Source organism: Haematobacter massiliensis, assembly GCF_000740795.1.
Classification (GTDB): Bacteria; Pseudomonadota; Alphaproteobacteria; order Rhodobacterales; family Rhodobacteraceae; genus Haematobacter; species Haematobacter massiliensis.
In genome coordinates this window covers 94,103-120,349 of the sequence record NZ_JGYG01000010.1, presented here as the reverse complement: position 1 = coordinate 120,349, position 26,247 = coordinate 94,103, and the positions used below count along the sequence as shown (strand labels likewise).

General features: G+C 64.8%; 24 protein-coding genes, 1 tRNA gene and 1 pseudogene. 21 read left to right on the top strand and 5 right to left on the bottom strand.

What is annotated here, in order from left to right; genetic code table 11:
• Nucleotides 1-128: 128 nt before the first annotated feature.
• From CN97_RS19960 to ykgO, 5 genes are all read left to right on the top strand, one after another.
• Nucleotides 129-548, top strand: a complete 420-nt coding sequence (locus CN97_RS19960) for a hypothetical protein (RefSeq protein ID WP_088217548.1) — start codon at nucleotides 129-131, stop codon at nucleotides 546-548.
• A gap of 9 nt (nucleotides 549-557) precedes the next feature.
• The gene (locus tag CN97_RS14615) at nucleotides 558-1,220 is read left to right on the top strand and encodes a lysozyme (RefSeq protein ID WP_211253705.1); all 663 of its coding nucleotides are present in this window, start codon (nucleotides 558-560) and stop codon (nucleotides 1,218-1,220) included.
• Nucleotides 1,221-1,436: 216 nt separating this feature from the next.
• A complete protein-coding gene (locus CN97_RS14610) occupies nucleotides 1,437-1,670 on the top strand; it encodes a hypothetical protein (protein ID WP_211253704.1) in 234 nt (77 codons plus the stop codon).
• Between the two features lie 96 nt (nucleotides 1,671-1,766).
• Nucleotides 1,767-1,838 (top strand) — tRNA-OTHER (locus CN97_RS14605).
• Between the two features lie 65 nt (nucleotides 1,839-1,903).
• A complete protein-coding gene (gene ykgO, locus CN97_RS14600) occupies nucleotides 1,904-2,029 on the top strand; it encodes a type B 50S ribosomal protein L36 (protein WP_035712875.1) in 126 nt (41 codons plus the stop codon).
• A gap of 193 nt (nucleotides 2,030-2,222) precedes the next feature.
• Here ykgO and CN97_RS14595 read toward each other — a convergent pair whose 3' ends face one another.
• Entirely contained in the window at nucleotides 2,223-3,962 is a 1,740-nt protein-coding gene (locus CN97_RS14595) for a glucan ABC transporter ATP-binding protein/ permease (protein WP_035712874.1), read from the bottom strand.
• Nucleotides 3,963-4,118: 156 nt separating this feature from the next.
• On the opposite strand from CN97_RS14595, the gene guaB reads away from it, so the two are divergent.
• The 4 genes and pseudogenes from guaB to cysS all read left to right on the top strand — a co-directional run bounded on the left by guaB (nucleotide 4,119) and on the right by cysS (nucleotide 10,499).
• On the top strand, nucleotides 4,119-5,567 hold the full coding sequence (gene guaB / locus CN97_RS14590; RefSeq protein WP_035712872.1) for an IMP dehydrogenase: 1,449 nt from the start codon (nucleotides 4,119-4,121) through the stop codon (nucleotides 5,565-5,567).
• A 2-nt stretch (nucleotides 5,568-5,569) separates the two neighbouring features.
• Nucleotides 5,570-6,725: pseudogene (locus tag CN97_RS14585) on the top strand (RsmB/NOP family class I SAM-dependent RNA methyltransferase).
• 39 nt (nucleotides 6,726-6,764) lie between these two features.
• A complete protein-coding gene (locus CN97_RS14580) occupies nucleotides 6,765-9,041 on the top strand; it encodes a hybrid sensor histidine kinase/response regulator (protein WP_248700100.1) in 2,277 nt (758 codons plus the stop codon).
• 87 nt (nucleotides 9,042-9,128) lie between these two features.
• Nucleotides 9,129-10,499 carry a cysteine--tRNA ligase gene (gene cysS, locus CN97_RS14575; protein WP_035712870.1) on the top strand — a complete coding sequence of 457 codons (1,371 nt, stop codon included), beginning with the start codon at nucleotides 9,129-9,131 and terminating at the stop codon, nucleotides 10,497-10,499.
• Nucleotides 10,500-10,504: 5 nt separating this feature from the next.
• Here the strand turns inward: cysS and CN97_RS14570 are convergent, their stop codons facing one another.
• The 3 genes from CN97_RS14570 to miaA all read right to left on the bottom strand — a co-directional run bounded on the left by CN97_RS14570 (nucleotide 10,505) and on the right by miaA (nucleotide 12,804).
• Nucleotides 10,505-11,035, bottom strand: a complete 531-nt coding sequence (locus tag CN97_RS14570; protein ID WP_035712869.1) for a GNAT family N-acetyltransferase — start codon at nucleotides 11,033-11,035, stop codon at nucleotides 10,505-10,507.
• 5 nt (nucleotides 11,036-11,040) lie between these two features.
• Complete coding sequence (locus CN97_RS14565) at nucleotides 11,041-11,832, bottom strand: helix-turn-helix transcriptional regulator (protein WP_035712867.1); 792 nt, start codon at nucleotides 11,830-11,832, stop codon at nucleotides 11,041-11,043.
• Nucleotides 11,833-11,931: 99 nt separating this feature from the next.
• Nucleotides 11,932-12,804, bottom strand: coding sequence for a tRNA (adenosine(37)-N6)-dimethylallyltransferase MiaA (gene miaA / locus CN97_RS14560; protein ID WP_035712866.1), 873 nt, complete (start codon nucleotides 12,802-12,804; stop codon nucleotides 11,932-11,934).
• Nucleotides 12,805-12,921: 117 nt separating this feature from the next.
• Here miaA and pyrH point away from each other — a divergent pair, with 117 nt between their 5' ends.
• The 12 genes from pyrH to lpxB all read left to right on the top strand — a co-directional run bounded on the left by pyrH (nucleotide 12,922) and on the right by lpxB (nucleotide 25,004).
• Nucleotides 12,922-13,659 (top strand): UMP kinase, encoded by a 738-nt coding sequence (gene pyrH, locus CN97_RS14555; RefSeq protein WP_035712865.1) that lies wholly within the window; start codon nucleotides 12,922-12,924, stop codon nucleotides 13,657-13,659.
• Nucleotides 13,660-13,806: 147 nt separating this feature from the next.
• On the top strand, nucleotides 13,807-14,367 hold the full coding sequence (frr, locus tag CN97_RS14550; RefSeq protein WP_035712864.1) for a ribosome recycling factor: 561 nt from the start codon (nucleotides 13,807-13,809) through the stop codon (nucleotides 14,365-14,367).
• A 17-nt stretch (nucleotides 14,368-14,384) separates the two neighbouring features.
• Nucleotides 14,385-15,131 carry a polyprenyl diphosphate synthase gene (uppS, locus tag CN97_RS14545; protein WP_051911274.1) on the top strand — a complete coding sequence of 249 codons (747 nt, stop codon included), beginning with the start codon at nucleotides 14,385-14,387 and terminating at the stop codon, nucleotides 15,129-15,131.
• Nucleotides 15,131-15,925 carry a phosphatidate cytidylyltransferase gene (locus CN97_RS14540; protein ID WP_035712862.1) on the top strand — a complete coding sequence of 265 codons (795 nt, stop codon included), beginning with the start codon at nucleotides 15,131-15,133 and terminating at the stop codon, nucleotides 15,923-15,925. The genes uppS and CN97_RS14540 overlap by 1 nt, the downstream gene beginning before the upstream one ends.
• Entirely contained in the window at nucleotides 15,926-17,110 is a 1,185-nt protein-coding gene (dxr, locus tag CN97_RS14535; RefSeq protein WP_035712861.1) for a 1-deoxy-D-xylulose-5-phosphate reductoisomerase, read from the top strand.
• Nucleotides 17,111-17,113: 3 nt separating this feature from the next.
• Entirely contained in the window at nucleotides 17,114-18,454 is a 1,341-nt protein-coding gene (gene rseP / locus CN97_RS14530; RefSeq protein ID WP_035712859.1) for an RIP metalloprotease RseP, read from the top strand.
• Between the two features lie 131 nt (nucleotides 18,455-18,585).
• On the top strand, nucleotides 18,586-21,003 hold the full coding sequence (gene bamA, locus CN97_RS14525; RefSeq protein WP_051911273.1) for an outer membrane protein assembly factor BamA: 2,418 nt from the start codon (nucleotides 18,586-18,588) through the stop codon (nucleotides 21,001-21,003).
• A 6-nt stretch (nucleotides 21,004-21,009) separates the two neighbouring features.
• On the top strand, nucleotides 21,010-21,639 hold the full coding sequence (locus tag CN97_RS14520; protein WP_051911272.1) for an OmpH family outer membrane protein: 630 nt from the start codon (nucleotides 21,010-21,012) through the stop codon (nucleotides 21,637-21,639).
• Between the two features lie 74 nt (nucleotides 21,640-21,713).
• Nucleotides 21,714-22,238 (top strand): 3-hydroxyacyl-ACP dehydratase FabZ, encoded by a 525-nt coding sequence (gene fabZ, locus CN97_RS14515; protein ID WP_084684186.1) that lies wholly within the window; start codon nucleotides 21,714-21,716, stop codon nucleotides 22,236-22,238.
• The gene (lpxA, locus tag CN97_RS14510) at nucleotides 22,235-23,032 is read left to right on the top strand and encodes an acyl-ACP--UDP-N-acetylglucosamine O-acyltransferase (protein WP_035712858.1); all 798 of its coding nucleotides are present in this window, start codon (nucleotides 22,235-22,237) and stop codon (nucleotides 23,030-23,032) included. The genes fabZ and lpxA overlap by 4 nt, the downstream gene beginning before the upstream one ends.
• Nucleotides 23,029-23,847, top strand: coding sequence for an LpxI family protein (locus CN97_RS14505; protein ID WP_035712857.1), 819 nt, complete (start codon nucleotides 23,029-23,031; stop codon nucleotides 23,845-23,847). The genes lpxA and CN97_RS14505 overlap by 4 nt, the downstream gene beginning before the upstream one ends.
• The gene (lpxB, locus tag CN97_RS14500) at nucleotides 23,844-25,004 is read left to right on the top strand and encodes a lipid-A-disaccharide synthase (RefSeq protein ID WP_035712964.1); all 1,161 of its coding nucleotides are present in this window, start codon (nucleotides 23,844-23,846) and stop codon (nucleotides 25,002-25,004) included. The genes CN97_RS14505 and lpxB overlap by 4 nt, the downstream gene beginning before the upstream one ends.
• Here lpxB and mnmA read toward each other — a convergent pair.
• Nucleotides 25,001-26,140, bottom strand: coding sequence for a tRNA 2-thiouridine(34) synthase MnmA (gene mnmA / locus CN97_RS14495; protein WP_035712856.1), 1,140 nt, complete (start codon nucleotides 26,138-26,140; stop codon nucleotides 25,001-25,003). The genes lpxB and mnmA overlap by 4 nt on opposite strands.
• Nucleotides 26,141-26,247: the final 107 nt, after the last annotated feature.

Here is a 26,247-nt window from a genome sequence, read left to right as displayed (position 1 = left end):
CCTGACAGACCGCTCCTTCGGGGGCGGTTTTTCCGTTTCCCGCCGCGAGCGGGCAAAGGGTCAGCCCTGCATGGGCGGCCGATAAAACCCCCGGAGTGAGTATGGACGATCCAACGCAGGGAGGGCTCATGCCAAATCGCCCGACATTCGAGAACAAGACCAACTGGAACACGTGGATTTCTCTGGCTGGACTGGTCGTTACCCTCACGCTTGGGGCGGTCGGATACGGCGCTTTCACCCAGAGCGTCAGTGATCTGGATCGCCGGTTCAATGCGTGGACAGAGGACCACGAAGAACTTCACGCCAGTCGTCAGGTCGAGACGACGGCAGAACGCGCCCGTCTGGACGAGCGGATCAAGAGCATAGAGGCAGAAGCCCGGAGCCTTGAGAACATCCGCTATCGCCTTGCGGTGCAGGAGCAGGGCGCGGCCAGCCTGACCAAAGCCGTGGACGAGTTGCGCCAAGCGCTCGCCGCGCAGTCCAGCGACATTCGCCTGATCCGCGAGATCGTGACCCGGCTGGATCCGGGTCCGCAACGCAAACCGTAAGAGGTCATCATGGAAATTACGGAAGAAACGCTCCACCACCTGAAACGGTGGGAGGGTTTGAAACTGACTGCCTATCCGGACCCCGGATCCAAGGACGGCCAGCCATGGACTATCGGTTACGGCCATACCTCGGATGCGTTCTTGAGGGTCTATAAGGGGCAGACAATCACGGAGGCCCAGGCAGATGCCGCGCTCCGTCATGATGCGCAGGAAGCGCTGGACGCCATTGCTCGTCACGTGACGGTGCCGCTCACCGATAATCAGGCCGGTGCGCTGGTAAGCTTCGTGTTCAATGTTGGCGAGGGAAATTTCGCGAAGTCCACATTGCTCAAGAAGCTGAACAAGGGTGACTATGAGGCGGTTCCGGGCGAGCTGGCCAAATGGGTCTACAACGACGGCAAGCGCATGGAGGGGCTGGCAAACCGGCGTGCCGCTGAAGCAGGCCTGTGGGCACGCGGGGGTTTCGTGGCATCTCGTGGAGTCGCTGCTGCCAAGCCTCCGCTCAGCGTATCCCTCACGAAGCCGGAGACACTTGCCGCTGGCGGAGGTATGCTCACGGGCCTCGCCGGTTTGGCTGCTGGTGAGGGGCCAGTGCAGTATGCCCTCGCCGCTGTGATGGTGCTGGCAGCCCTAACCGGGGTCTACCTGCTGATCCGCAAGGCTCGTTCGTGAGCCGCTTGTACGCCGCTGCTGCTATCGCTGTGCTGTCCTTCAGCGCCGGAGCAGGCTCCGCGTGGTGGGTCCGTGGTAGCCTGATCGCTCGCGAGGCCGCAGCCGCCGCCCAAGCCGCTCAGGAAGCCCGCGCGAGGGCCGATGCGGCTGAGGCCAGCCGTCTGCGTGCAGAAGCCGCCCTGACCGCACTGCAACGCGAATTGGAGGATGCCGCCAATGCGGAACCTGTTACTGCTCCTGCCGCTCTCCCTGCTGGCAGGGTGCGCCGTCTCAACGCCATCCGCTGACGCCCCGCCCTCGCTGCTGGTGCCGTGCGACAGGCCGGTGATCCTGCCGGATCGGGCGCTCTCAGATCGTGAGGTCGAGGTGCTCTGGGGCAGGGACCGGGCCGCGCTGGTGACCTGCCGGTCGCGGCATGAGGGGTTGGCTGCGACCTTCTCGCAATTTTGACGTAGTGCTCACAGGTTCACTGAACCAATTTCGGGTTCAGAACGTAGGATAAACACAGAACACCCCCCTTTACATTGGCGAGAATCCCTTGTTAAAGGGCCGCGTTGGCGGGGGCTACCTACGTTGACATCGTAGTGGTCACAGGTTCGATCCCTGTCGCGCCCACCATTTTCACCGCCCATATGGGCAATCTGTTTCAAGGCGCACGCCGCGCCGCGAATGGGAGACGACCGATGAAGGTCCGCAACTCGCTCCGCTCGCTCAAGCAGCGTCACCGCGATTGCCAGATCGTGCGCCGTAAAGGCCGCGTCTACGTGATCAACAAGACGCAGCGCCGCTACAAGGCCCGTCAGGGCTGAGGCGGGAGCCACAGGAAGATCATGAACGACCGCCGGGAAACCGGCGGTCGTTCGCTTTTGGAAGGCCGGAAATGCTCTGCCCTGGGCACGGGCGGGAAGCCTGGGAAGGCGACAGATCGCCACCCCGCCTCGGCTACCATTGCGCGGACCCGGGAGGGACGTTGCGGCGTCCGGGCCTGACCGTGGCAGAGCGCTAATCTTCCTTCGGCTCGACAATCTCGCCTTCTTCCACCAGATGCTGGAACAGGCCGCCGGCATGGGCGAGGTCATGGAACTTGCCGTCCTCCACGATCCGGCCCTGATCGAGCACAAGTATCCGGTCTGCATTCGCGACGGTGGAGAGCCGGTGCGCGATGACGAGCGTAGTGCGGTTCGCGCGCAACTTGTCGATCGCCCGCTTGATCTTGGCCTCCGTTGCGGGATCGAGCGCGGATGTCGCCTCATCGAGAATGAGAATCGGTGCGTTCTTCAGTACCGCCCGGGCGATGGCGATGCGCTGGCGCTCGCCGCCGGAGAGGGCATTCCCGCGCTCGCCGATCACGAAGCCATAGCCGCCGGGCTTGCGTATGATGAACTCATGCGCCTCGGCAAGTTCCGCCGCCTGCTGCACCTCCGCATCCGTGGCGCCGGGTCGTCCGATGCGGATGTTCTCGGCGATGGAGCGGTTGAACAGGCCGGCCTCCTGAAACACCACCGCCACATTGTCCCGCAGGGAGGACAGGGTGATGTCGGCGATATCCCGGCCATCGACGGTGATCGTGCCGGAATCGGGCTGACGCAGCCTTTGCAGCAGGGCGAGCGTCGTCGTCTTGCCGGAACCGGTCGGGCCGACCAGGGCCACCGTCTGTCCCGGCAGCGCCTCGAAGGTCAGGTCGAAAACGCCCTGATCGCTGTCGGGAAAACGGTAGGTGACATGGTGATAGGCCACATGGCCAAGCACCAGCCCCACGAGTGGTGTTGCGTTGGGCGGATCAATCACATCGGCGCGGGCGTCCAGAAGTTCGAAGTAGCTGCGGATCACCGGCGTTTGCCGGACCACGCTTGAGACGAAGCTGGAGAGCCTATCCAGCTGTCCGACCAGCAACCCCGCGAAGGCCGCGAAGGAGACGATCTGCCCCACCGTGATCTCTCCCCGCTGCGCGAGCACCGCGCCAACGCCGAAGATCACCACCATGGTGATCGTCGCCGCCGCGCGTGTCAGCACGGTCATCAGCCCCCACCACGTGAGCACGGGATACTGGGCGGAGAGCAGCGTATCGATCAGCCCGCGCATGGCCTGCATCTCGGAGGCGAAGCGGCTGTAACTCTGGACCACGGTCACATTGCCGAGCACATCGCCCACCCTGCCGAACAGGCTGCCTGAATTCTTCTCCACCTCCGCCTGGCCAATGCGCGTCTTGCGGATGACGAGCACGTTCAGCACCAGATAGACGATCCCGAGCAGCGCCAGCACCCCTGCCATGGTGGCGTTCAGCCGGATTGCAGTGGGGATCATCAGCAGAATACCCGCCAGCGCCGTCAACTGCTCCCGGAGCACACCGAGCCAGACGACGAAGAGCGCATCCGTCCCCGCGAGAATGGAGCGCACCACCGCGCCGCTGCCCTTGCGCGCATGATAGCTGATGGGCAATGTCATGGCTGTGGAGAACGCATCCCCCAGCGCCGCCATGCGACGGCGATGCGCGAGCCGGTCAGACGCGATGGCAACGACCGCACCAGCCACGATCCCGAACAGCCCGAAGGCCGCCCAGATGCCGATCAGCTGAAAGGCATTGGAGCCTTCCGCCAGCCTGTCCACCATCCGTCCGAACAGGATCGGCTCGGCAAGCTGCACCACGGCGAGGATCACCCCTGAAAGCGCCAGCGCAAGGGCGAGCCAGCGCTCCGGCAACAGGAGCGCTATGGTCCTGCGGTAGATTTCCTGCGGCGTCATCTTGTCCCATCCTCATGCGTCGCGACGTCTTCTCGGAATGCCTTGCGGATCCTGCGCCCGGCGACCATCTGCGTTTTATCCTTTTCTTCTCCCGTGCGGCGTGAAATAGGGAAGCGCCAAACGATCACTCCCCCCTGCCGCCCTAAGGAGGTCTCCATGGAGATTCGTGAGGCTCTCACCTTTGATGACGTATTGCTGGTTCCCGCCGCGTCCAGCGTGCTGCCCTCCGATGCTGATACATCCACTTTCGTCACCCGCAGTGTCCGGCTGAACATCCCGCTGCTTTCCTCTGCGATGGATACCGTGACGGAGGCCCGCATGGCCATCGCCATGGCACAGGCGGGCGGCATCGGCGTGATCCACCGCAATCTCGGCATCGATGAGCAGGCCGATCAGGTCCGCCGGGTGAAGCGCTTCGAATCGGGCGTGGTCTACAAGCCGATCACGCTCACCCCGGATCAGACGCTGGCCGATGCGAAAGCGTTGCAGGAGCAGTACAACGTCACCGGGTTCCCGGTGGTGGACGGTGACGGGCGCGTCGTTGGCATCGTGACCAACCGCGACATGCGCTTCGCCTCCGATGACCGCACCCCGGTGCGTGCGATGATGACGGCGGACAACCTCGCCGTGCTGCAGGAGCCGGCCGACCTTGAACTCGCCAAGAGCGTGATGAAGGCGCGGCGGATCGAGAAGCTGCTGGTGACCGATGGTCAGGGGAAGCTCACCGGCCTGCTCACGCTGAAGGACACCGAAAAGGCCGTCCTGAACCCGAACGCGACCAAGGATTCGCTGGGCCGGTTGCGCGTGGCGGCGGCGAGCACCGTGGGGGACGCGGGCTTCGAGCGCTCCGCCGCACTCATTGACGCAGGATGTGACCTGATCGTCATCGATACCGCGCACGGGCATTCCATCTCCGTCGCGCAGGCAGTGGAGCGGGTCAAGAAACTCTCGAACGAGGTACAGGTCGTTGCGGGCAATGTCGCTACGGCGGAAGCCACGCGCGCGCTGATCGGTGCCGGCGCTGATGCGGTGAAGGTGGGCATCGGGCCCGGTTCCATCTGCACCACGCGGATCGTGGCCGGTGTCGGCGTTCCGCAGCTTACCGCGATCATGGATGCGGCGGGAGCCGCCGGTGACGTGCCGGTCATCGCGGACGGCGGCATCAAGTTCTCCGGCGACTTCGCCAAGGCGATCGCGGCGGGGGCATCCTGCGCCATGGTGGGTTCGGCCATCGCCGGGACGGATGAAAGCCCCGGAGAAACGATCCTTTACCAAGGGCGCTCCTACAAATCCTATCGCGGAATGGGGTCGCTCGGGGCGATGGCGCGCGGGTCGGCCGACCGCTACTTCCAGAAGGACGCCGCCTCCGACAAGCTGGTGCCCGAAGGGATCGAGGGGCAGGTGCCCTACAAGGGCACGGCGGCCGCGGTGATCCATCAACTCGTTGGTGGTCTGCGCGCGGCGATGGGCTATACCGGCAACCGCACGGTGGAGGAGATGCGGACCAACTGCCGCTTCGTCCGCATCACCGGAGCCGGGCTGAAGGAAAGCCACGTGCACGATGTGCAGATCACCCGCGAAAGCCCGAACTACCGGATCGGCTGATCGTGACGCCCGCCGCCCGAATTGCCGCCGCCATCGCGGTACTGGATGAGATCCGCGCAGGCGACGCGGCAGAGCGCGCGCTTACCAACTGGGCACGCCGCAGCCGCTATGCCGGTTCGGGAGATCGGGCGGCGGTCCGGGATTATGTGTTCGATGCCCTCCGCTGCCGGCGATCCTTCGGTTGGCTGGGCGGCGGCGAGGACGGGCGCGCGCTCATGCTGGGGGCCCTTCGTGCCGGGGAGTTCGACCCTTCGACGGTGTTCACGGGCGAGGGCCACGCGCCCGCTCCGGTGACCGCGGATGACGAAGGGCAGCCTCTGGATATCGCGCCGGAGGCCGTTCGGCTGGACACACCCGACTGGCTGGTTCCCGATCTGAAGGCCAGCCTCGGCGACGATTTCGCCCCCCGTGATGGCGACGCTGCGTCATCGGGCGCCGGTGTTCCTGCGCGCCAACCTTGCCCGTACGACACGGGATGAGGCCGCGCGCACGCTGGCGGAGGAGGGGATAGAGACACGACCCTCGCCGCTGGCCGCAACCGCGCTCGAAGTCACGGCGCGTGCCCGTGCCGTATCTGGTTCCGCCGCCTATCGTGACGGTCTGGTCGAGTTGCAGGATGCGGCATCTCAGGCCGTGGTGGAGGCGCTGCCGCAGGGTGGCCGTGTCCTCGACTACTGCGCCGGTGGCGGTGGCAAGTCGCTGGCGCTCGCGGCGCGCGGGGCTGAGGTCTTCGCCCATGATGCGAACCCCGGGCGGATGCGAGACCTCCCCGCACGGGCGGAGCGGGCGGGCGTCCGCATCGCCCAGTTGCAGGCGGTCGAACGCGCCGCTCCCTTTGACCTTGTCCTGACCGATGTTCCCTGCTCCGGTTCGGGAAGCTGGCGACGCGCGCCGGAGGGGAAATGGCGGCTGACGGCAGACATGCTGGAGCGGCTGGAGCAGACACAGGCCGCCATCCTGCGCCGCGCCGCACCGCTCGTCGCTCCGGGAGGCGCGCTGGCCTATGCGACCTGCTCCCTGCTCGGGCAGGAGAATGCTGGCCAGATCAGGCGGTTCATGGCCGAGAATTCTGGCTGGCATCTGGCGGAGGAGCATCGCTTCACTCCGCTGGACGGAGGCGATGGATTCTACCTCGCCGTGCTGCGACACAAGCTATAGTTGAACAATCCGCGATTAACCGGATCTTAACCCTCGTCGGTGTCCAAAGACATGTGGCGGCAGGGGGTGACGGTGTCGGGGCAACGTATCGGGATCATGGAGCGGACGGGGTTCTGGCAGACAGGTCTGCTGGCAATCTTCGGATTGCTGGCCTGGGCAGCGGGTGAGGTGGTCCACACAAGGCCCGGCATTCTTCATGCGGTGGGTTGCGCCCTTGGCCTTGTGGCATTGATATTTGCCGCGGCGACCGGGGTTCGGCTGCTTCAGAAAAACCAGCGGCGCCGGCTGCTCGCGCGACTCCCGGAGATGGAAGCCGGGCCAGCTGCGATCGCCGACGACAGAGGCCGGATTCTCGCACGGAACACCGCAGCCGGCCCAGGCGACACGCTCGCGGAGTTGCTCCATTCGCTGCTGCTTGAGCCGGGGAAGGCTTGGGCACGGCTTGCCGCTGGGGGGCACGCGGATTACCCGACCGCGCGCGGGACGCTCCGCCTTACGGCGCTTCCTCTGGACGCCGGACTGACGTTGTGGCGCTGGACTGACGGGCTTGCCGATGCCCTGCCGCTCCCCGCCTGTACTCTGGCATCCGACGGTCGCGTGCTGCATGTCAGTCCGACCCTTCGGGATCTTCTGGGGCTGCGTCCATCGCGGATCACCGACATGTTCGCCACACCGCCCCGCAATGGAGAGGAAGCGCGGCTCATCACGACGCGGGGGCCGCTTGCCGTTCTGGTCCATGATCTGCCCACCGCGGGGGATCGCCGGATGGTGCTGCTCCCCATGGAGGAGCCTGCCTGCACGGCCAATGGCTCCGCGGAGGATCTGCCGGTCGCGTTGCTGGAACTCGCGCCCGACGGAAGGGTGGTCTCCGCCAACCGCGCCGCTCGGGAGATACTGTGCCCTCCAGACGGGGAGACGCGGCTCCACGATCTGGTGGAAGGGCTGGGTCGCCCGGTGAGTGACTGGATCGCCGATGCCATGGCGGGGCGGACGCTCAACAAGCCCGAGATCCTGCGTGCCTCCCGCGCCAGTCGCGAGTTTTATGTGCAGATCGTGCTGCGCCGTGTACGGAACGGCGGCCGCATGCGGCTGATCGCGGTGCTGAACGATGCAACCGAGCATCAGAACCTCCAGTCCCAGTTCATCCAGAGCCAGAAGATGCAGGCGATCGGTCAACTTGCCGGTGGGGTGGCGCATGATTTCAACAACCTGCTGACTGCGATTTCCGGGCATTGCGATCTCCTCCTTCTGCGACACCGGCCCGGTGATCCGGAGTTCGCCGATCTCGAGCAGATAAGGCAGAACTCTGATCGTGCGGCGGGGCTCGTGCGACAGTTGCTCGCCTATTCGCGCAAGCAGACTCTTCAGGCCGAGGTGCTGGACCTGCGCGCCGTGCTCGCCGACGCCATGCATCTGCTGAACCGTCTGGTGGGGGAGCGGGTGCGCGTGATCTTCCGCAATGACGATGCGCTCCGCCTTGTACGGGCTGACAGGCGACAGCTTGAGCAGGTGATGATGAACCTCGTCGTCAATGCCCGCGACGCGATCGGCGGATCCGGCAATATCTGGGTGGAAACGGAAGCCCTCCGGCTGAACGCCCCCCTGTCACGAGACCGCGCGAGCGTCCCGGCGGGCGATTACTCCGTGATCCGGGTGCGCGATGAAGGAAGCGGTATCCCGCCCGAAATTCTGTCGAAGATTTTCGAGCCATTCTTCACCACGAAGCGGCCGGGGGAGGGGACGGGTCTTGGTCTTTCCACCGTTTACGGCATCGTGAAACAGTCAGGCGCTTTCATCTTCGTGGACTCGGTCGTGGGTGAAGGGACGACGTTCACCCTTTATTTCCCCGTTCACATTGCCGCCCTGCGCGTGGAGCCCAAGCCGGAGCCTTCCAAGTCTCCGGCGGCCCAGGTCGGGGGGGTCGTGCTGCTGGTGGAGGATGAGGCACCCGTCCGCGCCTTTGCCGCCCGTGCCCTCCGGCTGAAGGGTTTTACCGTGCTGGAAGCGGACAGCGGAGACGCAGCACTGGCCCTGACGTCGGAGCCGGATTTGCGCATCGACGTGATCGTGAGCGATGTCATCATGCCGGGCATCGACGGGCCTACATGGGTCGCCCGGGCCATGCAGCAGCGACCTGACATGCGGGTGATCTTCGTCTCCGGTTACGCCGAAGAGTCGTTCGGCGAAATCCGTGCCCGAATGCCGAACTCCACCTTCCTGCCGAAGCCCTTCTCCCTTGCCCAGCTGACCGAAGCGGTGAGCGCGGAGGTCGGCCGCCAGCCCGTCAAGGAGCCAGACCTGGAGCCCGTGGCCTGAGAGCATCCAGGCATTGCGGGCATGGCAGGCGGCCGGTTTGCATCGTCAACGAAATCCGGCTAACTGCGCGCGACGCTGGAGGATGTGATGGTCGAGATTTCGCTGCATAACACCCTGACCCGGCGGCGCGAGGTTTTTGCGCCGCTCGATCCCGAAGATGTGCGGATGTATGTCTGCGGACCGACCGTCTATGACCGCGCCCATCTGGGCAATGGACGGCCGGTCGTGGTGTTCGACACGCTTTTCCGGCTGCTGCGGCATGTCTATGGCCTGGACCACGTCACCTATGTCCGCAACTTCACCGACGTGGACGACAAGATCAATGCACGCGCCCAGGCGGAAGGCGTCCCGATCGGGCGCATCACCGAAGAGACGATCGCCTGGTATCACGCGGACATGGACGCCCTTGGCGCGCTCCGCCCGACGGCGGAGCCGCGTGCGACGGAGCATATCGGTTCCATGATCGCCATGATCGGCTCGCTCATTGCACGTGGACACGCCTACGAGGCGGAAGGCCATGTGTTGTTCGATGTGCGAAGCTTTGCGGAATATGGGCGCCTCTCGGGCCGGTCTGTGGATGACATGATCGCCGGTGCGCGTGTGGAAGTGGCGCCCTATAAACGCGATCCGATGGATTTCGTGCTCTGGAAGCCCTCGACGTCGGATCTGCCCGGCTGGGACAGCCCCTGGGGTCGCGGGCGTCCCGGCTGGCATATCGAATGCTCCGCGATGAGCTTTGAGTTGCTGGGAGCGAGCTTCGACATTCATGGCGGCGGGATCGACCTTCAGTTTCCGCATCATGAGAACGAGATCGCCCAGAGCTGCTGTGCCCATCCGGAGGGTAGCTTTGCGCGTTACTGGCTTCACAACGAGATGCTTCAGGTGGAAGGCAAGAAGATGTCGAAATCCCTCGGCAACTTCTTCACGGTGCGCGACCTTCTGGAACAGGGCTGGCCCGGCGAAGTGATCCGTTTCGTCTACCTCGGAACCCATTACGGCAAGCCGATGGACTGGACGGCGGAGAAGGCGGAGCAGGCGCGGGCGACCCTGTCGCGCTGGCGTACGCTGACGCGGGGGGTGACCGCTGCGGCGGAACCGGCGCCAGAATTGCTGGCGGCGCTCGGAGACGATCTGAACACGGCGGGCGCGATCGCAGTGCTGCACGGATTGGCGACCGCAGGTGATGCGGCGGGGCTGAAGGCTTCGGCCGCGCTGATGGGTCTCCTTGAGGATAAGCACGACTGGACGCAGCGTGAGGTCGGCGCGGAAGTCTCGGCGCGGATTGATGCGTTGCTCCTGGAGCGGGCGGCCGCCCGGAAGGCGCGTGATTTCGCCCGCGCCGATGCGCTTCGCGATGGATTTCAGCGGGCCGGGCTCATCGTTCGCGACACCCCCCAGGGCGCAGAGTGGGAGGCGGGCCCGGATTTCGACCCCGCGGAGATACTGCGGCTGGAATGAAAGGCTCAGCCGGGCGGCGTCTGGTCGCCTGGCCCCAGCGGACGCTGCATCAGCACCGAGTCGAGCCAGCGACCGTGTTTGAACCCGATGGAGTGGAAGGTACCCGTGAGGGTGAAACCGAATCGCCGGTGCAGCGCGATGGATCCCGCATTCCCGCTGTCGCCGATGACCGCGATCATCTGCCGCCACGGGCCTTTCTCACAGTCCGAGATAAGGCGGGACAGGAGGGCGCTACCAACGCCCCGGCCCGCCAGACCCGGTGCGACATAGATCGAATCTTCAACCGTGTAGCGATAGGCGGGGCGTGGCCGATAAGTGCCGGCATAGGCGTAGCCAAGCACGCCGTCCGTCCCCTCTGCCACAAGATGCGGCAGACCGAGCATCAGAACACTTTCCCGCCGCCGCGCCATCTCCGTCAGGTCCGGCGGCTCCTCCTCAAAGCTCGCGACGCCATGCAGGACGTGGTGGGCATAGATACGCTGGATCGCGGAAAGGTCGCTCTCCGCGGAGGGGCGGATAAGGAGATCGTCTGTCATCGTCGTCAGCCGTTCCGGCGGAAGGACGCCGGGGATTTTCCTGTGCGCTGATAAAAGGCGCGGGTGAAGTAGGCGGGGGAACTGAAGCCGAGCGCCCGGGCAACCTCTACGACCGGCAGATGCTGTTCGGCAAGCAATCGGCGCGCTTCCACGATCAGCCTGTCCTGAAGCAGCGTATGCGCGGATCGCCCCGCCGCCGCCCGGCAGGCCCGTGACAGATGCGTCGGCGTCACGCCGAGATCATGCGCGAACTCAGCCACGTCGTGACGGGTATAGAGCATGCGGTCCAGAAGTTGCACGTAGTGCGACACGAGCCGCTTCTCGGGATCGTCACCATTCTGCTCCTGGCGGAGCGCCTGCCGCTCCATCCAGACGCAGATCAGGCCGAGCCAGCATTGCGCCGCCTGCTCCCGACCCGGGCGGAGGCCATCCAGCTCGCGAGCAAGATGGTCAATGAGCTGATTCAGCTCCATCTGTACGGGTGTCTCGCGCGCGCGGATATGCAGCGGCTCGAATGGCAGCGGAAGGCCATGGTTGCGCCCGAAAAAAACCGCAGAGCCGAAAACCTGGGGATGCGCTTCAAAACCGTGGACGGTTTCGGCGGGCAAAAAGATCGCATTGTGAGGCCCGTAGCCCCGGATCTCGCCGCCTGCCGACAAACGCCCCTGACCCCGTGTGAACCAGTAGAGGACCGGCTCCCCCCATGATCGCCGGGCGTCCGTATGCCACTTGCCCGCCTGAACGATGCGGGAGATGGGGGCGACGCGGAGAGTGGGAAGCACGGGCAGGCTGTTCATCGGCGCTCCTCCTGTAGCACCGATCTTACTCCGGCCCCGCCGCATACAAAGCGGCTTCGCATGCTACTGTCGTCAAGGTTGTCCTGCGTTGCCGCGCCGCTACGGTTGCTGGAGACGGTGCCAACCGCCCATCCGACGGCGGAACCAGGTACGTTGCCGCTTGGCATATTGGCGGGTCGCGGCCTTGGCCAACTCCCTGGCGGCATCCAGGGACATTTCTCCCTTGAGATATGCCAGCAATTCGGGGGCTCCGATCGCGCGAGAGGACGGGCGGCCGGGATCCCAGTACGGAAGCTCCGCCCGCACCTCCTCCAATGCCCCCGCGTCGATCATCATGTCGAAGCGTCTGTCGATCCGCTCGGCCAGCCAGTCCCGTTCTGCGTCGAGATGAAGCAGCGTTGCCGCACCGGGCGGGAGGAGGGGCGGGCCTGTCTCCGCCTGCCAAGCGGCAATGCCGCGCCCCGTCGCACGCCGAACCTCCCAAGCCCGCTGAACCCTTGCGCGATTCTGTAAATCGATCTTTTCAGCGCTTTCCGGGTCCAGTTGCCGGATCAGGGTCTCCAATGGCAGGCCATCTGCCTCCTCACGGACGTCGCCCGGGATGGGAGGTATCTCCGCAAGCCCCTCCGTCAGTGCTGTGAGATACAATCCGGTTCCACCGACGATGATCGGGCGCGCCTCCCCCTGCAGCAAGGGGGCCACGTCCCGCAGCCAATGGCCTACGGAATACTCCTCTTCGCGATCGATGTGGCCGTACAGGAGGTGGGGAATCCCTGCCTGCTCAGCTTCGCTCGGGCGGGCTGTAAGGACGCGCCAGTTGGCGTAAACCTGCAACGCATCGGCATTTACGATGATCCCGCCAAAGCTCTGCGCAAGCTCAATCGCCAGCGCCGACTTGCCGGAAGCGGTGCATCCTGCAATAAGAACCGGATTATTGTTTTTTATATCAATATATTGTGAGTGTTTATTCATCTTTTTTATCAGGAATGAGGGGTTTTTGCCTGTCGATGCGCTTCGGCGTTGAACCTTTCCGGCTTTTGAGACATTTTCCCCACTCGGGGAATAGTAGAAGTCGAAAGGAACCGCCGCATGAGCGATGCGCCGAACCCGTCGTCACAGGTCAAGTACAAGCGCGTCCTGCTCAAGATCTCCGGCGAGGCCCTGATGGGCGATCAGGGATATGGGCTTCACCCTCCCACTGTTGCGCGGATCGCCGCAGAGGTGAAGGCCGTCCACGATCTCGGGGTCGAGATATGCATGGTCATCGGCGGGGGCAATATCTTCCGCGGTCTTCAAGGTTCCGCCCAGGGAATGGAACGGACGACGGCGGACTACATGGGTATGCTCGCGACCGTAATGAACGCGCTCGCCATGCAGGCCGCGCTGGAGGCGCTCCGCATTCATACCCGTGTCATCTCCGCCATTCCGATGGATCAGGTCTGCGAGCCCTATATCCGCCGCCGGGCCGTCCGCCATCTGGAGAAGATGCGTGTTTGCATCTTTGCCGCAGGCACCGGCAATCCGTTCTTCACCACGGATACGGCGGGCGCGCTCCGCGCCGTGGAGATGGGCTGCGAGGCGATCTTCAAGGGCACGAAGGTGGACGGGATCTATGACAAGGATCCCAAGAAATTCGATGACGCAAAGCGCTACGATACAATTACTTACGATGAAGCGCTCATCAAGAACCTGAAAGTCATGGATGCCTCGGCGCTGGCTCTCGCCCGCGACAATGACCTGCCGATCATCGTGTTTTCACTGGATGAGCCGGGCGGTCTGGTGGGTATTCTCCGCGGTGAGGGGCGCTTTACCCTCGTACACGGCTGACGAAGGCTCTCGATGGCGGCTGGGCGCGGCATTCTCTCCGCGGCCGGCGCCGCGATCTTCTCTGTGCAATTCGCCTCGTTATCGCTATACCGGGCCAAAATGGCTGCGTCTTGAGCGGCGTGGCACGGAACTGGAGACCAATTTATCATGGCGGATGACATCACCGAAATCGATCTTGCGGACTTGGAGCGGCGCATGGATGGCGCCATGGCCTCGCTTCGCACCGAATTCGCCTCGCTTCGCACCGGACGCGCCTCGGCGACCATCGTGGAGCCGATTCAGGTCGATGCCTACGGGTCGATGACGCCGGTCAATCAGCTTGGCACGGTTAACGTACCGGAACCCCGCATGATCACGATCAACGTCTGGGACAAGGGGCTCGTCTCCAAGGTGGAGCGGGCGATCCGCGATTCCGGTCTTGGCATCAATCCGGTGGTGGACGGCACGATCATCCGTCTGCCGATCCCCGAACTGAACGAAGAGCGTCGTCGTGACCTGACCCGTGTCGCCGCGCAATATGCGGAACATGCGCGTGTCGCGATCCGCAACGTTCGCCGGGACGGCATGGATCAGATCAAGAAGGCCAAGGGCATGTCCGAGGATGACCAGAAGATGTGGTCGGACGAGGTGCAGGACCTGACGGACAAGTCCATTGCCGCGGTGGACAAGGCTCTGGAATCGAAACAGCAAGAGATCATGCAGGTCTGACCGATCTGAGAAGGCCAATGCAGAGCCATTCCGGGGACAGGATCGTGGCGGAAAGACCCAGCACAGACGCGCTTCACGTGGCGATCATCATGGATGGCAACGGCCGTTGGGCCGTGCGCAAGGGCTGGCCCCGGCTGATGGGGCACCGGCGCGGCGCAGAGCGGGTGAAGGAGATCGTGGCGGCTTGCCCCGATCTCGGCATCCGCTACCTCACCGTCTATGCCTTCTCCACCGAGAACTGGAAACGTTCGACGGAGGAAGTGCTGGGCCTGATGTCCATCTTCTCCCGCTATATCGAGAATGAGGCGGAGCGCATGAACGCGGGGGGAGTGCGCCTGCGGTTCATCGGCGATCGGTCGCGGCTGGACAGACGGTTGCAGCGGCTCATGGCCCGGATCGAGGAGCATACCTCAGACAACGACCAGCTCCATCTGACTGTCGCGATCAACTATGGCGGGCGCAATGAGTTGGCGCGCGCCACGCGCAAGGTCGCGGAGAAAGTCGCGCGGGGCGAACTCCGGGCGGAGGATGTCACGGAAGCCACGCTCGGGGCGGAGCTTGACACGGCGTTCCTTCCTGAACCAGACCTCGTGATCCGGACCAGCGGGGAGACGCGGGTTTCGAATTTTCTGCTGTGGCAGGCGGCTTACGCGGAATACGAATTCACCCCGACGCTCTGGCCGGATTTCACACCGCAGGAGCTTGGCTGCATCCTTGACCGCTATTCGCTGCGCGAGCGGCGGTTCGGCGCGCAGGCGGTCTGATGGCGGCGCAGTTCCAGGATCTCGCGCCCCGATTCATCTCGGGCGCGGTTCTCGCCCTTGTCGGGCTGATCGCCATGTGGATCGGCGGCTGGGTGTTCCTGCTTCTCGTGACGGTCCTGATCGGCCTGATGGTCTGGGAGCTGCAGCGCATCTGCACGCTTCCTGAAACAACACCGGTCGGCGTTCTGCTGGCCGTGCTTGCAGCGCTTGCGGTGTTCCTCTGGGGCGTACTGCCGATAGGCTTTGTCCTGCCCTTCGCGTTGCTTCCCGCGATGCTCGGCATCGGGAACCTGCCGCGGAACCGGACGATTTTCGCGGTCTATTCCTCCTTCATGATTGTCGCCGGTTTCGGGCTTCTGCATCTGCGGCAGGACTACGGCTTTGTCTGGATGTCATGGCTCGTGCTGGTGGTCGTGGGAACGGATGTCTTCGGATACTTTGCCGGCCGCATCATTGGCGGGCCGAAGTTCTGGCCCAAGGTCAGCCCGAAAAAGACATGGTCCGGCACGCTTGCGGGCTGGGCGGCTGCCGCGGCAATAGGCGCGATCTACGTTCTGGCAACCGGGGCGCGGTGGGAGCTCGTGGGCGTTTCGATCGCCATTTCGATGGCGTCTCAGCTTGGGGATGTCGCGGAAAGCGCAGTGAAGCGACGGATGGGGGTGAAGGATGCGTCCAACATCATCCCCGGCCACGGCGGCGTCATGGACCGGTTCGACGCTATGCTCGGCGCTTCGGTCTTTCTCATGCTGGTGGAGCGGCTGGCGGATTTCAATCTGATCGTCTGGGGCCTCTGAATGCGGCGCGTCACGGTCTTCGGCTCGACCGGGTCCATCGGGGAGAGCACGCTCGATCTGCTGTCGCGGGAGCAGGATGTGCAGGTCATAGCCCTGACCGGCGGTCGCAACGTCGAGCGGCTGGCCGAACAGGCCCGCACTTTCCGTGCAGGGATTGCAGTGACCGCTTTCGATGATTGTCTGCCCGCCCTCCGGGACGCACTGCAGGGAAGTGGCGTCGAAGCTGCTTCGGGAAGCGCTGCGCTGCTCGAGGCGGCGGATCGTCCCGCCGATTGGGTGATGTCCGCCATTGTCGGAGCCGCGGGGCTCGCGCCAGGGTTGCATGCGCTTGGGCAGGGTAAGGTGCTTGCGCTGGCAAACAAGGAAAGCCTCGTATCCGCCGGTCCGCTGCTGTTGGGTAGCGCCGTCCGACACGGAGCGACGGTTCTGCCGGTGGACAGTGAGCATTCCGCGATCTTTCAGGCGCTCCGCGGTGAGGACCAGGCGACGGTGGAGCGCGTCATCATCACCGCCTCCGGCGGGCCGTTCCGTACCTGGAGCCGTGAGGCGATGGCTCGCGCCACCCCGGCGGAGGCAGGCCGCCATCCCAACTGGGACATGGGCCAGCGCATCACCATCGACAGCGCATCGCTCTTCAACAAGGCGATGGAAGTCATCGAAACCCGTGAGTTCTTCGGGTTTTCCCCCCATCAGATCGAAGTTCTCGTTCACCCGCAATCCGCCGTTCATGCGCTGGTCGGTTTCGTCGATGGCGCGCTCATGGCGCATCTCGGTGCGCCCGACATGCGCCATGCCATAGGCCATGCGCTGCACTGGCCGGAGCGGCGGGTGCTGCCGGTCGAGCGGCTTGATCTGGCGCGCCTCGGGCGGCTCGACTTCGAGGCGCCGGATGAAGGCCGGTTTCCGGCGCTGCGTCTCGCCCGCGATGTGATGAGGGCGGGCGGTTTGGCGGGCGCCGTGTTCACGGCGGCCAAGGAAACCGCTCTCGATCATTTCATCGCCGGGCGGATCGGCTTTCTCGACATGGCGGGCGTGGTGGAGGAAAGTCTGACACGCCTCGCCGCTCAGCCGGACTTCGGGCGGCCCGCCGACAATCTGGACGCCGTTCTGGCGATGGACGGTCTCGCGCGCCGCACAGCGGCAGAGATCGCCGCGATGCGCGGCCTGACCACGACGGGAGCTTGAGGCTTGGAGACTATCGGACTGATCCCCTCCTTCGGGAGTTTCGCGGCAACGATCATCGCCTTTGTCGTGGCATTGTCGATCATCGTCGCGGTGCATGAATATGGCCACTACATCGTCGGCCGCTGGACGGGGATCAAGGCGGATGTGTTTTCGCTGGGATTTGGCCCGGTGCTGTTCTCCCGCGTGGACAAGCACGGCACGCGCTGGCAGGTCGCGGCGTTGCCGCTCGGGGGCTATGTGAAATTTCGGGGCGACGCCGACCCGGCTTCCGCTGGCGTGGATCAACGCGCTCTGGCCGGGCTAAGTTCAAAGGAGCGTCGCGCGACCATGCATGGTGCCCCGCTCTGGGCACGGGCGATGACGGTTGCCGCCGGGCCGGTGTTCAACTTCGTGCTCTCCATCGCGATCTTTGCCGGGTTCTTCATGTTCCAGGGCATTGCGGCGGAGCAGCCGGTGGTTGGCCAGCTGCGCAGTCTCCCGGGGCCAAGCCAGCAGATTCGTGAAGGCGACGTCATCCTGTCGGTGGGCGGCGTCCGGACGCCGGACACCTCCGCCTTCGTGCTGGCTGCGGAGTCGCTGCAACCTGCGGAGCGGGTGCCCTATCTCGTCCGTCGCGGCGGCGAGGAGATGACGGTGCAGGGGCCGTTTCCCTTTCCGCCGGTCGTTGACGGGGTACAGCCGCAATCCGCCGCGGATGCCGCCGGATTGCAGCCCGGGGACGTGATCCTTTCTGTCGACGGCACGCCGATAAACGCTTTCCGGCAGCTTCGTGAAGCGGCCGGTGCTTCCGAAGGAAAGCCGATGACGCTGGGGGTCTGGCGCAACGGCGAGGTTTCAGATGTCACGCTTACCCCGCGCAGCGCCGATCTTCCCGCAGCGGGCGGCGGGTTCGAGACGCGGTGGATGATCGGCCTGACCGGCGGGCCGGGCTTCATGCCCGACATGCGCCACCCCGGGCCTTTCGAGGCGATGAGCCTTGGCGCACAACAGACATGGTCGGTCGTCGCCACCAGCCTCTCCGGTCTGTGGCACATGCTGACGGGGGCGATCAGCTCCTGCAACCTGCGCGGCCCCATCGGAATCGCCGAAACATCAGGCGCGGCGGCGAGTCAGGGCCTGGCAAGTTTCATCTGGTTCATCGCTGTCCTCTCCACGGCGGTTGGCATGATGAACCTCTTCCCGGTCCCGGTGCTGGACGGCGGGCATCTGGTTTTCCACGCATGGGAGGCAGTGACGGGACGTCCGCCTTCGGACCGGGCGCTCAGGATGCTCATGTCGCTGGGTCTGGCGATGCTGCTGACGCTCATGGTCTTTGCGCTCACCAACGACATCTTCTGCCCCTGAGGGAGCCCGGCACGATCCATGGGCCTTTTCTGCCACGCGCGGGGCGTCTGGGCGCGCGAGTGTTTTGACACGGACGCGCTTTCGGGCTAGTCAAAGTCAAACACAAAAAAGGGCAGAGCGGGGGCTTGCACATGGCGGAACGGAACGGGGCCCTCGGGGTGCGCCGCGATCGCTTGGGCGACCGGGCGCGAAGTGCGGCGATTTCGCTGTTTCTGGGGACGGCTGCGGCTTCGGCGCTGATGGTGCCGGCGGTCTATGCGCAGAGCTACAGCTTCTCCACCATCCGCGTGGTCGGCAATCAGTATGTCGATACGGCGACGATCTCTACCTATGCGGGCATCTCGCAGGGGCGTGCGGTTTCTGCCGGGCAGCTGAACGATGCCTATCAGCGGATCATGAATTCCGGGTTGTTCGAATCCGTCGATCTGGAGCCGCAGGGCTCCACGCTTGTCGTGCGGGTCACGGAATACCCGATGATCAACAGGATCGCCTTCGAGGGGAACCAGCGGATCAAGGATGAGCAGATCGCCGCCGCCGTACAGTCCAAGGCGCGGCATGTGTACTCACCCAGCCAGGCGGAGCAGGATGCCGCCGCCATCACCGACCTCTACCGCAACGCCGGGCGCGTCGCCGCGATTGTCGAGCCGAAGATCATCCGGCGGAGCGACAACCGCGTCGATCTCGTGTTCGAAGTCCGCGAAGGCGGCGTGGTGGAGATCGAGCGGATCAGCTTCAGCGGCAACCGTTCGTTCTCCGAAGGGCGGCTCCGGCAGGTTCTGGCCACGAAACAGGCCGGGCTGCTGCGGCGGCTCATCTCGTCCGACAGCTATGTCGAAGACCGGGTGGAGTTCGACAAGCAGCTCCTTACCGACTTCTATCGGTCGAGGGGCTTTGCCGATTTTCAGGTTCTCTCCGCGACATCGGAATTCTCCCGCGACCGGAACGCCTTCTTCCTGAACTTCAACCTGCGGGAGGGGCCGCGCTACACGGTGGGCCGCGTCTCCGTGGGGACCGATCTGCCTGATATCTCCGTGCCGGAGTTTCAGGAGGCGCTGCGCATGTCCTCCGGCGGTTACTACAACCCGACGGAGATCGACGCGAACATCACCCGGCTGGAGCGGCTCGCGCTGCAGAAGGGCATGAATTTCGTTCGGGTTGAGCCTCGGCTGACCCGCGATCCGCAGAACGGCATCGTGAATGTCGAGTTCTTCGTGAACCGCGGCCCACGGGTGTTCGTCGAGCGGATCGACATCGAGGGCAATCAGACGACGCTGGATCGCGTGGTCCGGCGGCAGTTCCGCGTGGTGGAAGGCGACCCCTACAACCCGCGTGAGATCCGCCAGACCGCGGAGCGTATCCGGGCGCTCGGCTACTTCTCCGATGTGCAGGCGAACGCGCGGCCGGGCAGCACGCCTGAGCAGGTGATCGTCGATGTCGATGTGGAGGAGCAGCCGACCGGCTCCCTCTCCTTTGGCGTGAGCTACGGCGTCGATTCCGGTGCTGGATTCTCCGTCGGCCTTTCGGAGTCGAACTTCCTCGGACGCGGGCAGACGGTCGCGCTCAACCTCAGCTCGGGAACGGAGGATACCAATACCTCCTTCACCTTCATCGAGCCGTTCTTCCTCGACCGCGATCTGCGGCTGCGGTTCAATCTCTATTACAACCGCGGCTCTACCTCGAACCGGATCCACTACAACACGCAGCGCGCCGGCATCGTGCCGTCGATCGAATTCCCGATCAGCGAGCAGGGGCGGCTCGAACTGCGCTACCGGCTCTCGCGCGACAAGCTGACGAACGTGCCTTATGGCGATCCGGCGGCGAATGGCGATCCGACGATCAACAACACCGGTTCGTCCATGATCCTCCACCGGGAGGAAGCCGAAGGTGCGCTCATCACCAGCGCGGTCGGCTATACCTATAAGTTCGACAACCGCACCACCGGCCTCACGCCGAACCGCGGTGTCTATTTTCAGTTCGGGCAGGATTTCCTGGGCGTCGGCGGCGATGTAAAGGCGATCACGACCACGGCGTTGCTCGGCGCGGAAATGAAGGTGATGAACGAGGATGTGACCCTCCGCGCGGAAGTGGAAGGCGGCAATATCCACATGCTCAGCGGGCAGGACAGCCGGGTGACGGATCGCTTCTTCCTGCGCGGGAAGATGCGGGGCTTCGAATCCTCCGGTCTCGGGCCGCGCGACCTCAGCGTCTCGAATGAGGACGCGCTTGGCGGGAATATCTTCGCCGTCGCGCGGCTGGAGGCGGAGTTCCCGCTTGGCCTGCCGCAGGAATATGGCATCTCCGGTGGCCTGTTCTGGGATGTCGGCTCGGTCTGGAGCCTCGACGACACACAGGGTGGCCCCTACTACGGCTCTTGCCCGATCGCGAGTTGCGAGGTGGATGACAGCCTGAACTGGCGCTCCGCTGTTGGCTTCTCCGTGTTCTGGACGAGCCCGCTTGGCCCGCTGCGGTTCAACTTCTCCAAGGCGCTGCTCAAGGAGGATTACGACCGGGAGCAGAACTTCGACTTCACGGTTTCCACCCGGTTCTGACAGGAAATGCGCGCGCGGCCGATCGTCTGCCTGATTTCCGCCATGCTCTGGGGCGGTGGTGCGGCAGGGCAGGAGGCCGTGCCCGCTCCGCTCGTTCCGAACGTCTGGCCCGTGCCGCATCCGCCGGCCGCCGTCACCCCGATCCTGACCGTGGATCAGGAGCGGCTGTTTTCCGACAGCGCCTTTGGAAAAGCCGGGCAGCAGGCCCTGGAGAACGAGTCGCGCGCACTCGCGGCCGAGAATCGCCGGATCGAAACCGAACTGGTGGGGGAGGAGCGCGCCCTGACCGACCTGCGCAATACGCTTCCCGTAGATGATTTTCGCAAACGCGCTCAAGCTTTCGACGAGAAGGTTGTCCGGATCCGGCAGGAACAGGATGCCAAATCGCGCGAGCTTGGCCGTCGGACCGAGGAGGACCGGAAGCGCCTTCTGCAGACAGCCGTGCCGATCCTCGCACAGCTTGTCGCGGAGCGGGGGGCGGTCGCTGTTCTCGATGTGCGGGCGGTTCTCATTGCCTCGAGCCAGATCGATATTACCGATGACGCGATCACGCGGCTGGACAAGGTGCTGGGCGAGGATAACGACGCGGCGGGGGCGCCGCCGGCAGCCGTGGACGGCACGCCTGCAACGCCCTGATCTGGCAGTCCCGGCGGCTTGTCAGCGCCGGGGGGAGTTGCTAGTCAGGCACCGACAGCCCGAGGAGGTTTCCGATGCCCGACACCGAGGCCGCCGAGGCCAAGACCCCTGCGCCCAAGACTCGCCCCGTCATTCTGGAGGGGCCGGCTCCCGACGCGGATATCCAGCTTGTTCAGCGGCTGATCCCGCACCGCTATCCCTTCCTGCTCATCGACAAGGTGGTGCAGATCGAGCTTAACCGCCGCGCCGTAGGCGTACGGAACGTGTCGATCAGCGAGCCGGTGTTTCAGGGACACTTCCCGGGCGTTCCGGTATTTCCCGGCGTGATGATCGTGGAGGCGATGGCGCAGACATCCTGCGTGCTGGTGAGCCTGACGATGGACCTGCTGGACAAGAACGCGCTGGTCTACTTCATGTCCGTGGAGCAGGCGAAATTCCGTCGCAAGGTGGTTCCGGGCGACGTGATGGAGCTGGAAGTCGTCGTGAAGCGCGGCGGCGGCAAGGTATGGAAGTTCGATGGCACCGCGCGCGTCGATGGAGAAATTGCCGCACAGGCCGAATTCACCGCGATGATCGACCTCAGCCGGGCTCCCGCATGAGCATCGCCGCCTCCGCCATCATTCATCCGAGCGCGGTTGTGGAAGAGGGGGCCGTCATCGGCCCCGATTGCCACATCGGCCCGTTCTGCACCGTGGGTGCGGAGGTGACACTGGGCCGGGGCGTCGTGCTGAAGAGCCATGCCGTGCTTACCGGCTGGACGGAGATCGGCGATGAGACCGTCGTTTTCCCCTTTGCCTGCATCGGGGAGATTCCGCAGGATCTGAAGTTCCGGGGCGAGCGGACGCGGCTGATCGTAGGCCGGCGCAATCGCATTCGCGAAGGTGTGACGATGAACACCGGAACGGCGGGTGGCGGCGGCGTGACGCGCGTCGGCGATGACAACCTGTTCATGACAGGGGCGCATATCGGCCACGATTGTGAGATCGGACACCGCACCGTGATGGCGAATCAGGTGGCCATCGCCGGTCATTGCCATATCGGCGACGACGTCATCATCGGCGGGCTTTCCGGCGTGCATCAGTGGGTTCGGGTCGGGCAGGGCGCCATCATCGGCGCGGTGACCATGGTGACCAATGACGTCATCCCCTACGGTCTGGTTCAGGGTCCGCGGGGGGAGCTTGACGGGCTGAACCTCGTGGGGCTGAAGCGGCGCGGCGTGGAGCGGGCGGAGATTTCCGCGCTCCGGTCCGCCTATCAGGTGCTGGCGTCCGGCGAAGGCGCCTTTCTGGACCGCGCCCGGAAGCTCGCTGCGGAAACAGAGAGCAATCATGTGCGGGAGGTGGTGGATTTCATCCTCGGCCAGACTGACCGTTCCTTCCTGACGCCGCGATGAGCAGGGTCGCGATCATCGCGGGCACCGGTCGTCTGCCGGCGCTTCTCGCCGACACGCTGGAGGCGCGGGAGGCCGAGTTTGTGCTTGCCGGCCTGCCTGGCGTCAGCGTGGAGGGGCGGGCGGTGGAACCCTTCCGGTTCGAGCGCCTCGTGCCCTTCATGGACCGTCTGCACGAACTTGACGTTGACCGGCTTATCTTCGCGGGCGGGCTTCGCCGTCCCAAGCTGGAACCCGATCAGTTTGATAGCCGCACGATGCAGCTCATTCCCCGCGTGGCCGCCGCGATGCAGGGGGGAGATGATACCATCCTGCGCGAGGTGCTGGCGATCTTTGAGGAGGATGGGTTCAGGGTCGTCGGCGCGGATGAGATCGCGCCCGAACTGGTGCCTGAAGCGGGCGTCCTGACAGCCGCGCGGCCCTCGCAAGGCGATGAACGGGATGTCGTCCGCGCGGCGGAAATCGTTCGTGCCATCGGGGCGGCGGATGTAGGGCAGGGTGCCGTTGTCGCGCAGGGCCTGTGCCTCGCGGCGGAGTCACTTCCCGGAACCGATGCGATGCTCGACTGGGTTGCCGGGATGCAGGGTCTTCGCCCCGATCCGGGCGGCGCGCGCGGTGTGCTCTACAAGGCGCCGAAGCCGGGGCAGGAGCGGCGCATGGACCTGCCCGCCATTGGCCCGCGCACGGTGGAAAAGGCAGTCGCGGCAGGGCTTGCCGGCGTCGCCTTCGAGGCAGGCGGCGTCCTGCTTGTTGACCGGGCGGAGATGGTGTCCATCGCCGACGCCGCCGGCCTGTTCCTTTGGGCGCGGCAGCCGTGAAAGCCTATCTCGTCGCCGGGGAGCCGTCGGGAGATAGGCTCGGCGCGGCGCTGATGGGGGGGCTGAGAACCCTTGTTCCCGACATCGAATTCATGGGGGTCGGCGGCCCCGGAATGGCGGCGGAGGGATTGGAGAGCCTCTTTCCCATGGAGGAACTCTCCGTCATGGGGCTGATGGAAGTTCTGCCGAAGTATCGTCACCTCGTCCGCCGCAAGGATCAGGTCGTGGCCGATGTTCTGCAGCATCGGCCGGACGTCCTCATCACCATTGATGCGCCGGATTTCTGCCTCCGCGTTGCCGCAGGAGTGAAGGAAGTTCGGCCAGAGCTGCGCACGGTGCATTACGTGGCGCCTTCCGTCTGGGCCTGGCGTCCGGGGCGGGCGGCACGGATGGCGCGGATGATAGATCATGTCCTTGCCATCCTGCCCTTCGAGCCGCCCTATATGGAAGCCGCCGGGATGAGCTGCGATTTCGTCGGGCATCCGGTCGTGGCAGAGCCGCAGGCCACGCCGGAGGAGGCGTTGCGCTTCCGCCTTGCTCACGATATCGCGCCGGAGGAGCCGCTGCTCCTTGTCCTGCCGGGGTCCCGGAGGGGGGAAGTGGAGCGCCTTGCCCCGATTTTCGGCGCGACGATCGCTGCCTTGCCGCAGCGACCGCGCGTCGTGCTGCCCACCGTCCGGGGCGTGGTCGATCTGGTGGCCGAGGCAACCGCCGCTTGGCCCGTCAAGCCATTGATCGTGCCTCCCGATGCGCCGGAGATGAAGCGGGCGGCCTTTGGCGCGGCGGATGCGGCCCTTGCGGCCTCGGGTACCGTGTCGCTCGAACTGGCGGCAGCGGGCGTGCCCATGGTCATCGCCTATCGGTTCAATGCGCTCACATGGATGCTGATCCGCAGGCTGGTAAGGATAGATACCGCGACGCTGGTCAATCTGGTAAGCGATACGCGCGCCGTCCCCGAGTTCATCGGCGAGAACTGCCGGCCCGAGAAGATAGCGCCTGCACTGGCCGAACTGCTTTCAGGCGGGCCGCTTCGCGCGGCGGAGGCGGCGGCGATGGCCAAGACGATGGACCGTCTCGGCCGCGGGGGCGAGCCACCGGGCTTGCGCGCCGCCAGATCGGTCCTCCGCGTGACGCCGGCCTTGCTGACAAGAGCCTAGCGGCCGCGCCAGATCCAACCGCCGCCCAGCACTCGGCTGCCTTCCGGCGCGTAGAACACGCAGGCCTGCCCGGGGGAGACACCTTCTTCGGGGTTCAGAAGCTCGACTTCCGCTTCCGTCTCCGACAGCGGACGCAGGATCGCTTCGCGCGGCGGACGGGTCGACCGGACCTTCACCGCCACATGCCATTCGGGCTGAGAGGTAAAGGGCGCGTCACCCAGCCAGTTGATCTCCCGAAGCGGAACACGGCGAGTCGCCAGAGCGGCACGGGGGCCGACAATCACGCGACGGTTGTTCGGATCGAGCCGAATGACGTACAGCGGCTCACCCGTGCCGCCGATGCCCAGCCCACGCCGTTGCCCGACCGTATAGTGGATCACCCCGCGATGTTCGCCCAGCACATTACCGTCGGCATCCACCACCTCTCCCGGATCGGCGGCACCCGGGCGCAGCTTTTCGATGACCGCGGCATAGTTCCCGTCGGGCACGAAACAGATGTCCTGGCTATCGGGCTTGTCTGCCACCGGCAGGCCATAGCGTGCGGCAAGCGCCCTCGTCTCCGCCTTCGACGCCAGATGGCCGAGCGGGAAACGCAGGTAGTCGAGCTGTTCCGCTGTCGTGGAGAACAGAAAGTAGGACTGGTCGCGGGCCGGATCCGCCGCACGGTGCAGCTCTGCACCCCGAAGGCCCATCTTGCGCTGGATATAGTGGCCGGTCGCCATGCAATCGGCCTCAAGGTCCTTCGCGGTTTCGAGCAAGTCCTTGAACTTCACCCGCTCATTGCAACGGATACAGGGGACCGGCGTTGCACCGCCCAGATATGCATCGGCGAATTCGTCGATGACGGCTTCCCGGAAGGTGTTCTCATAATCGAGGACGTAATGGGGGAAACCCATTTCCTCTGCCACGCGACGCGCATCATGAATGTCGCGGCCCGCACAACAGGCCCCTTTCTTCGCAAGCGCCGCACCGTGGTCGTAAAGCTGAAGCGTCACGCCGACCACGTCATACCCTTCGGTCTTGAGCTGTGCCGCAACCACGGAACTGTCGACGCCGCCGGACATGGCGACGACGACGCGCGTTTCGGAAGGCGGCTTCGCAAAGCCGAGCGAGTTGACGGCAGTGTCTCTGGGCATGACTGACCTCTGGGATTGCGAAGCAATATAGGAAAATTCGACAAACTCACAACCCACTGCTTCACCTGTCCTTAAGACCCCTACTTCTAAATGGTCTCGCCGGCAGC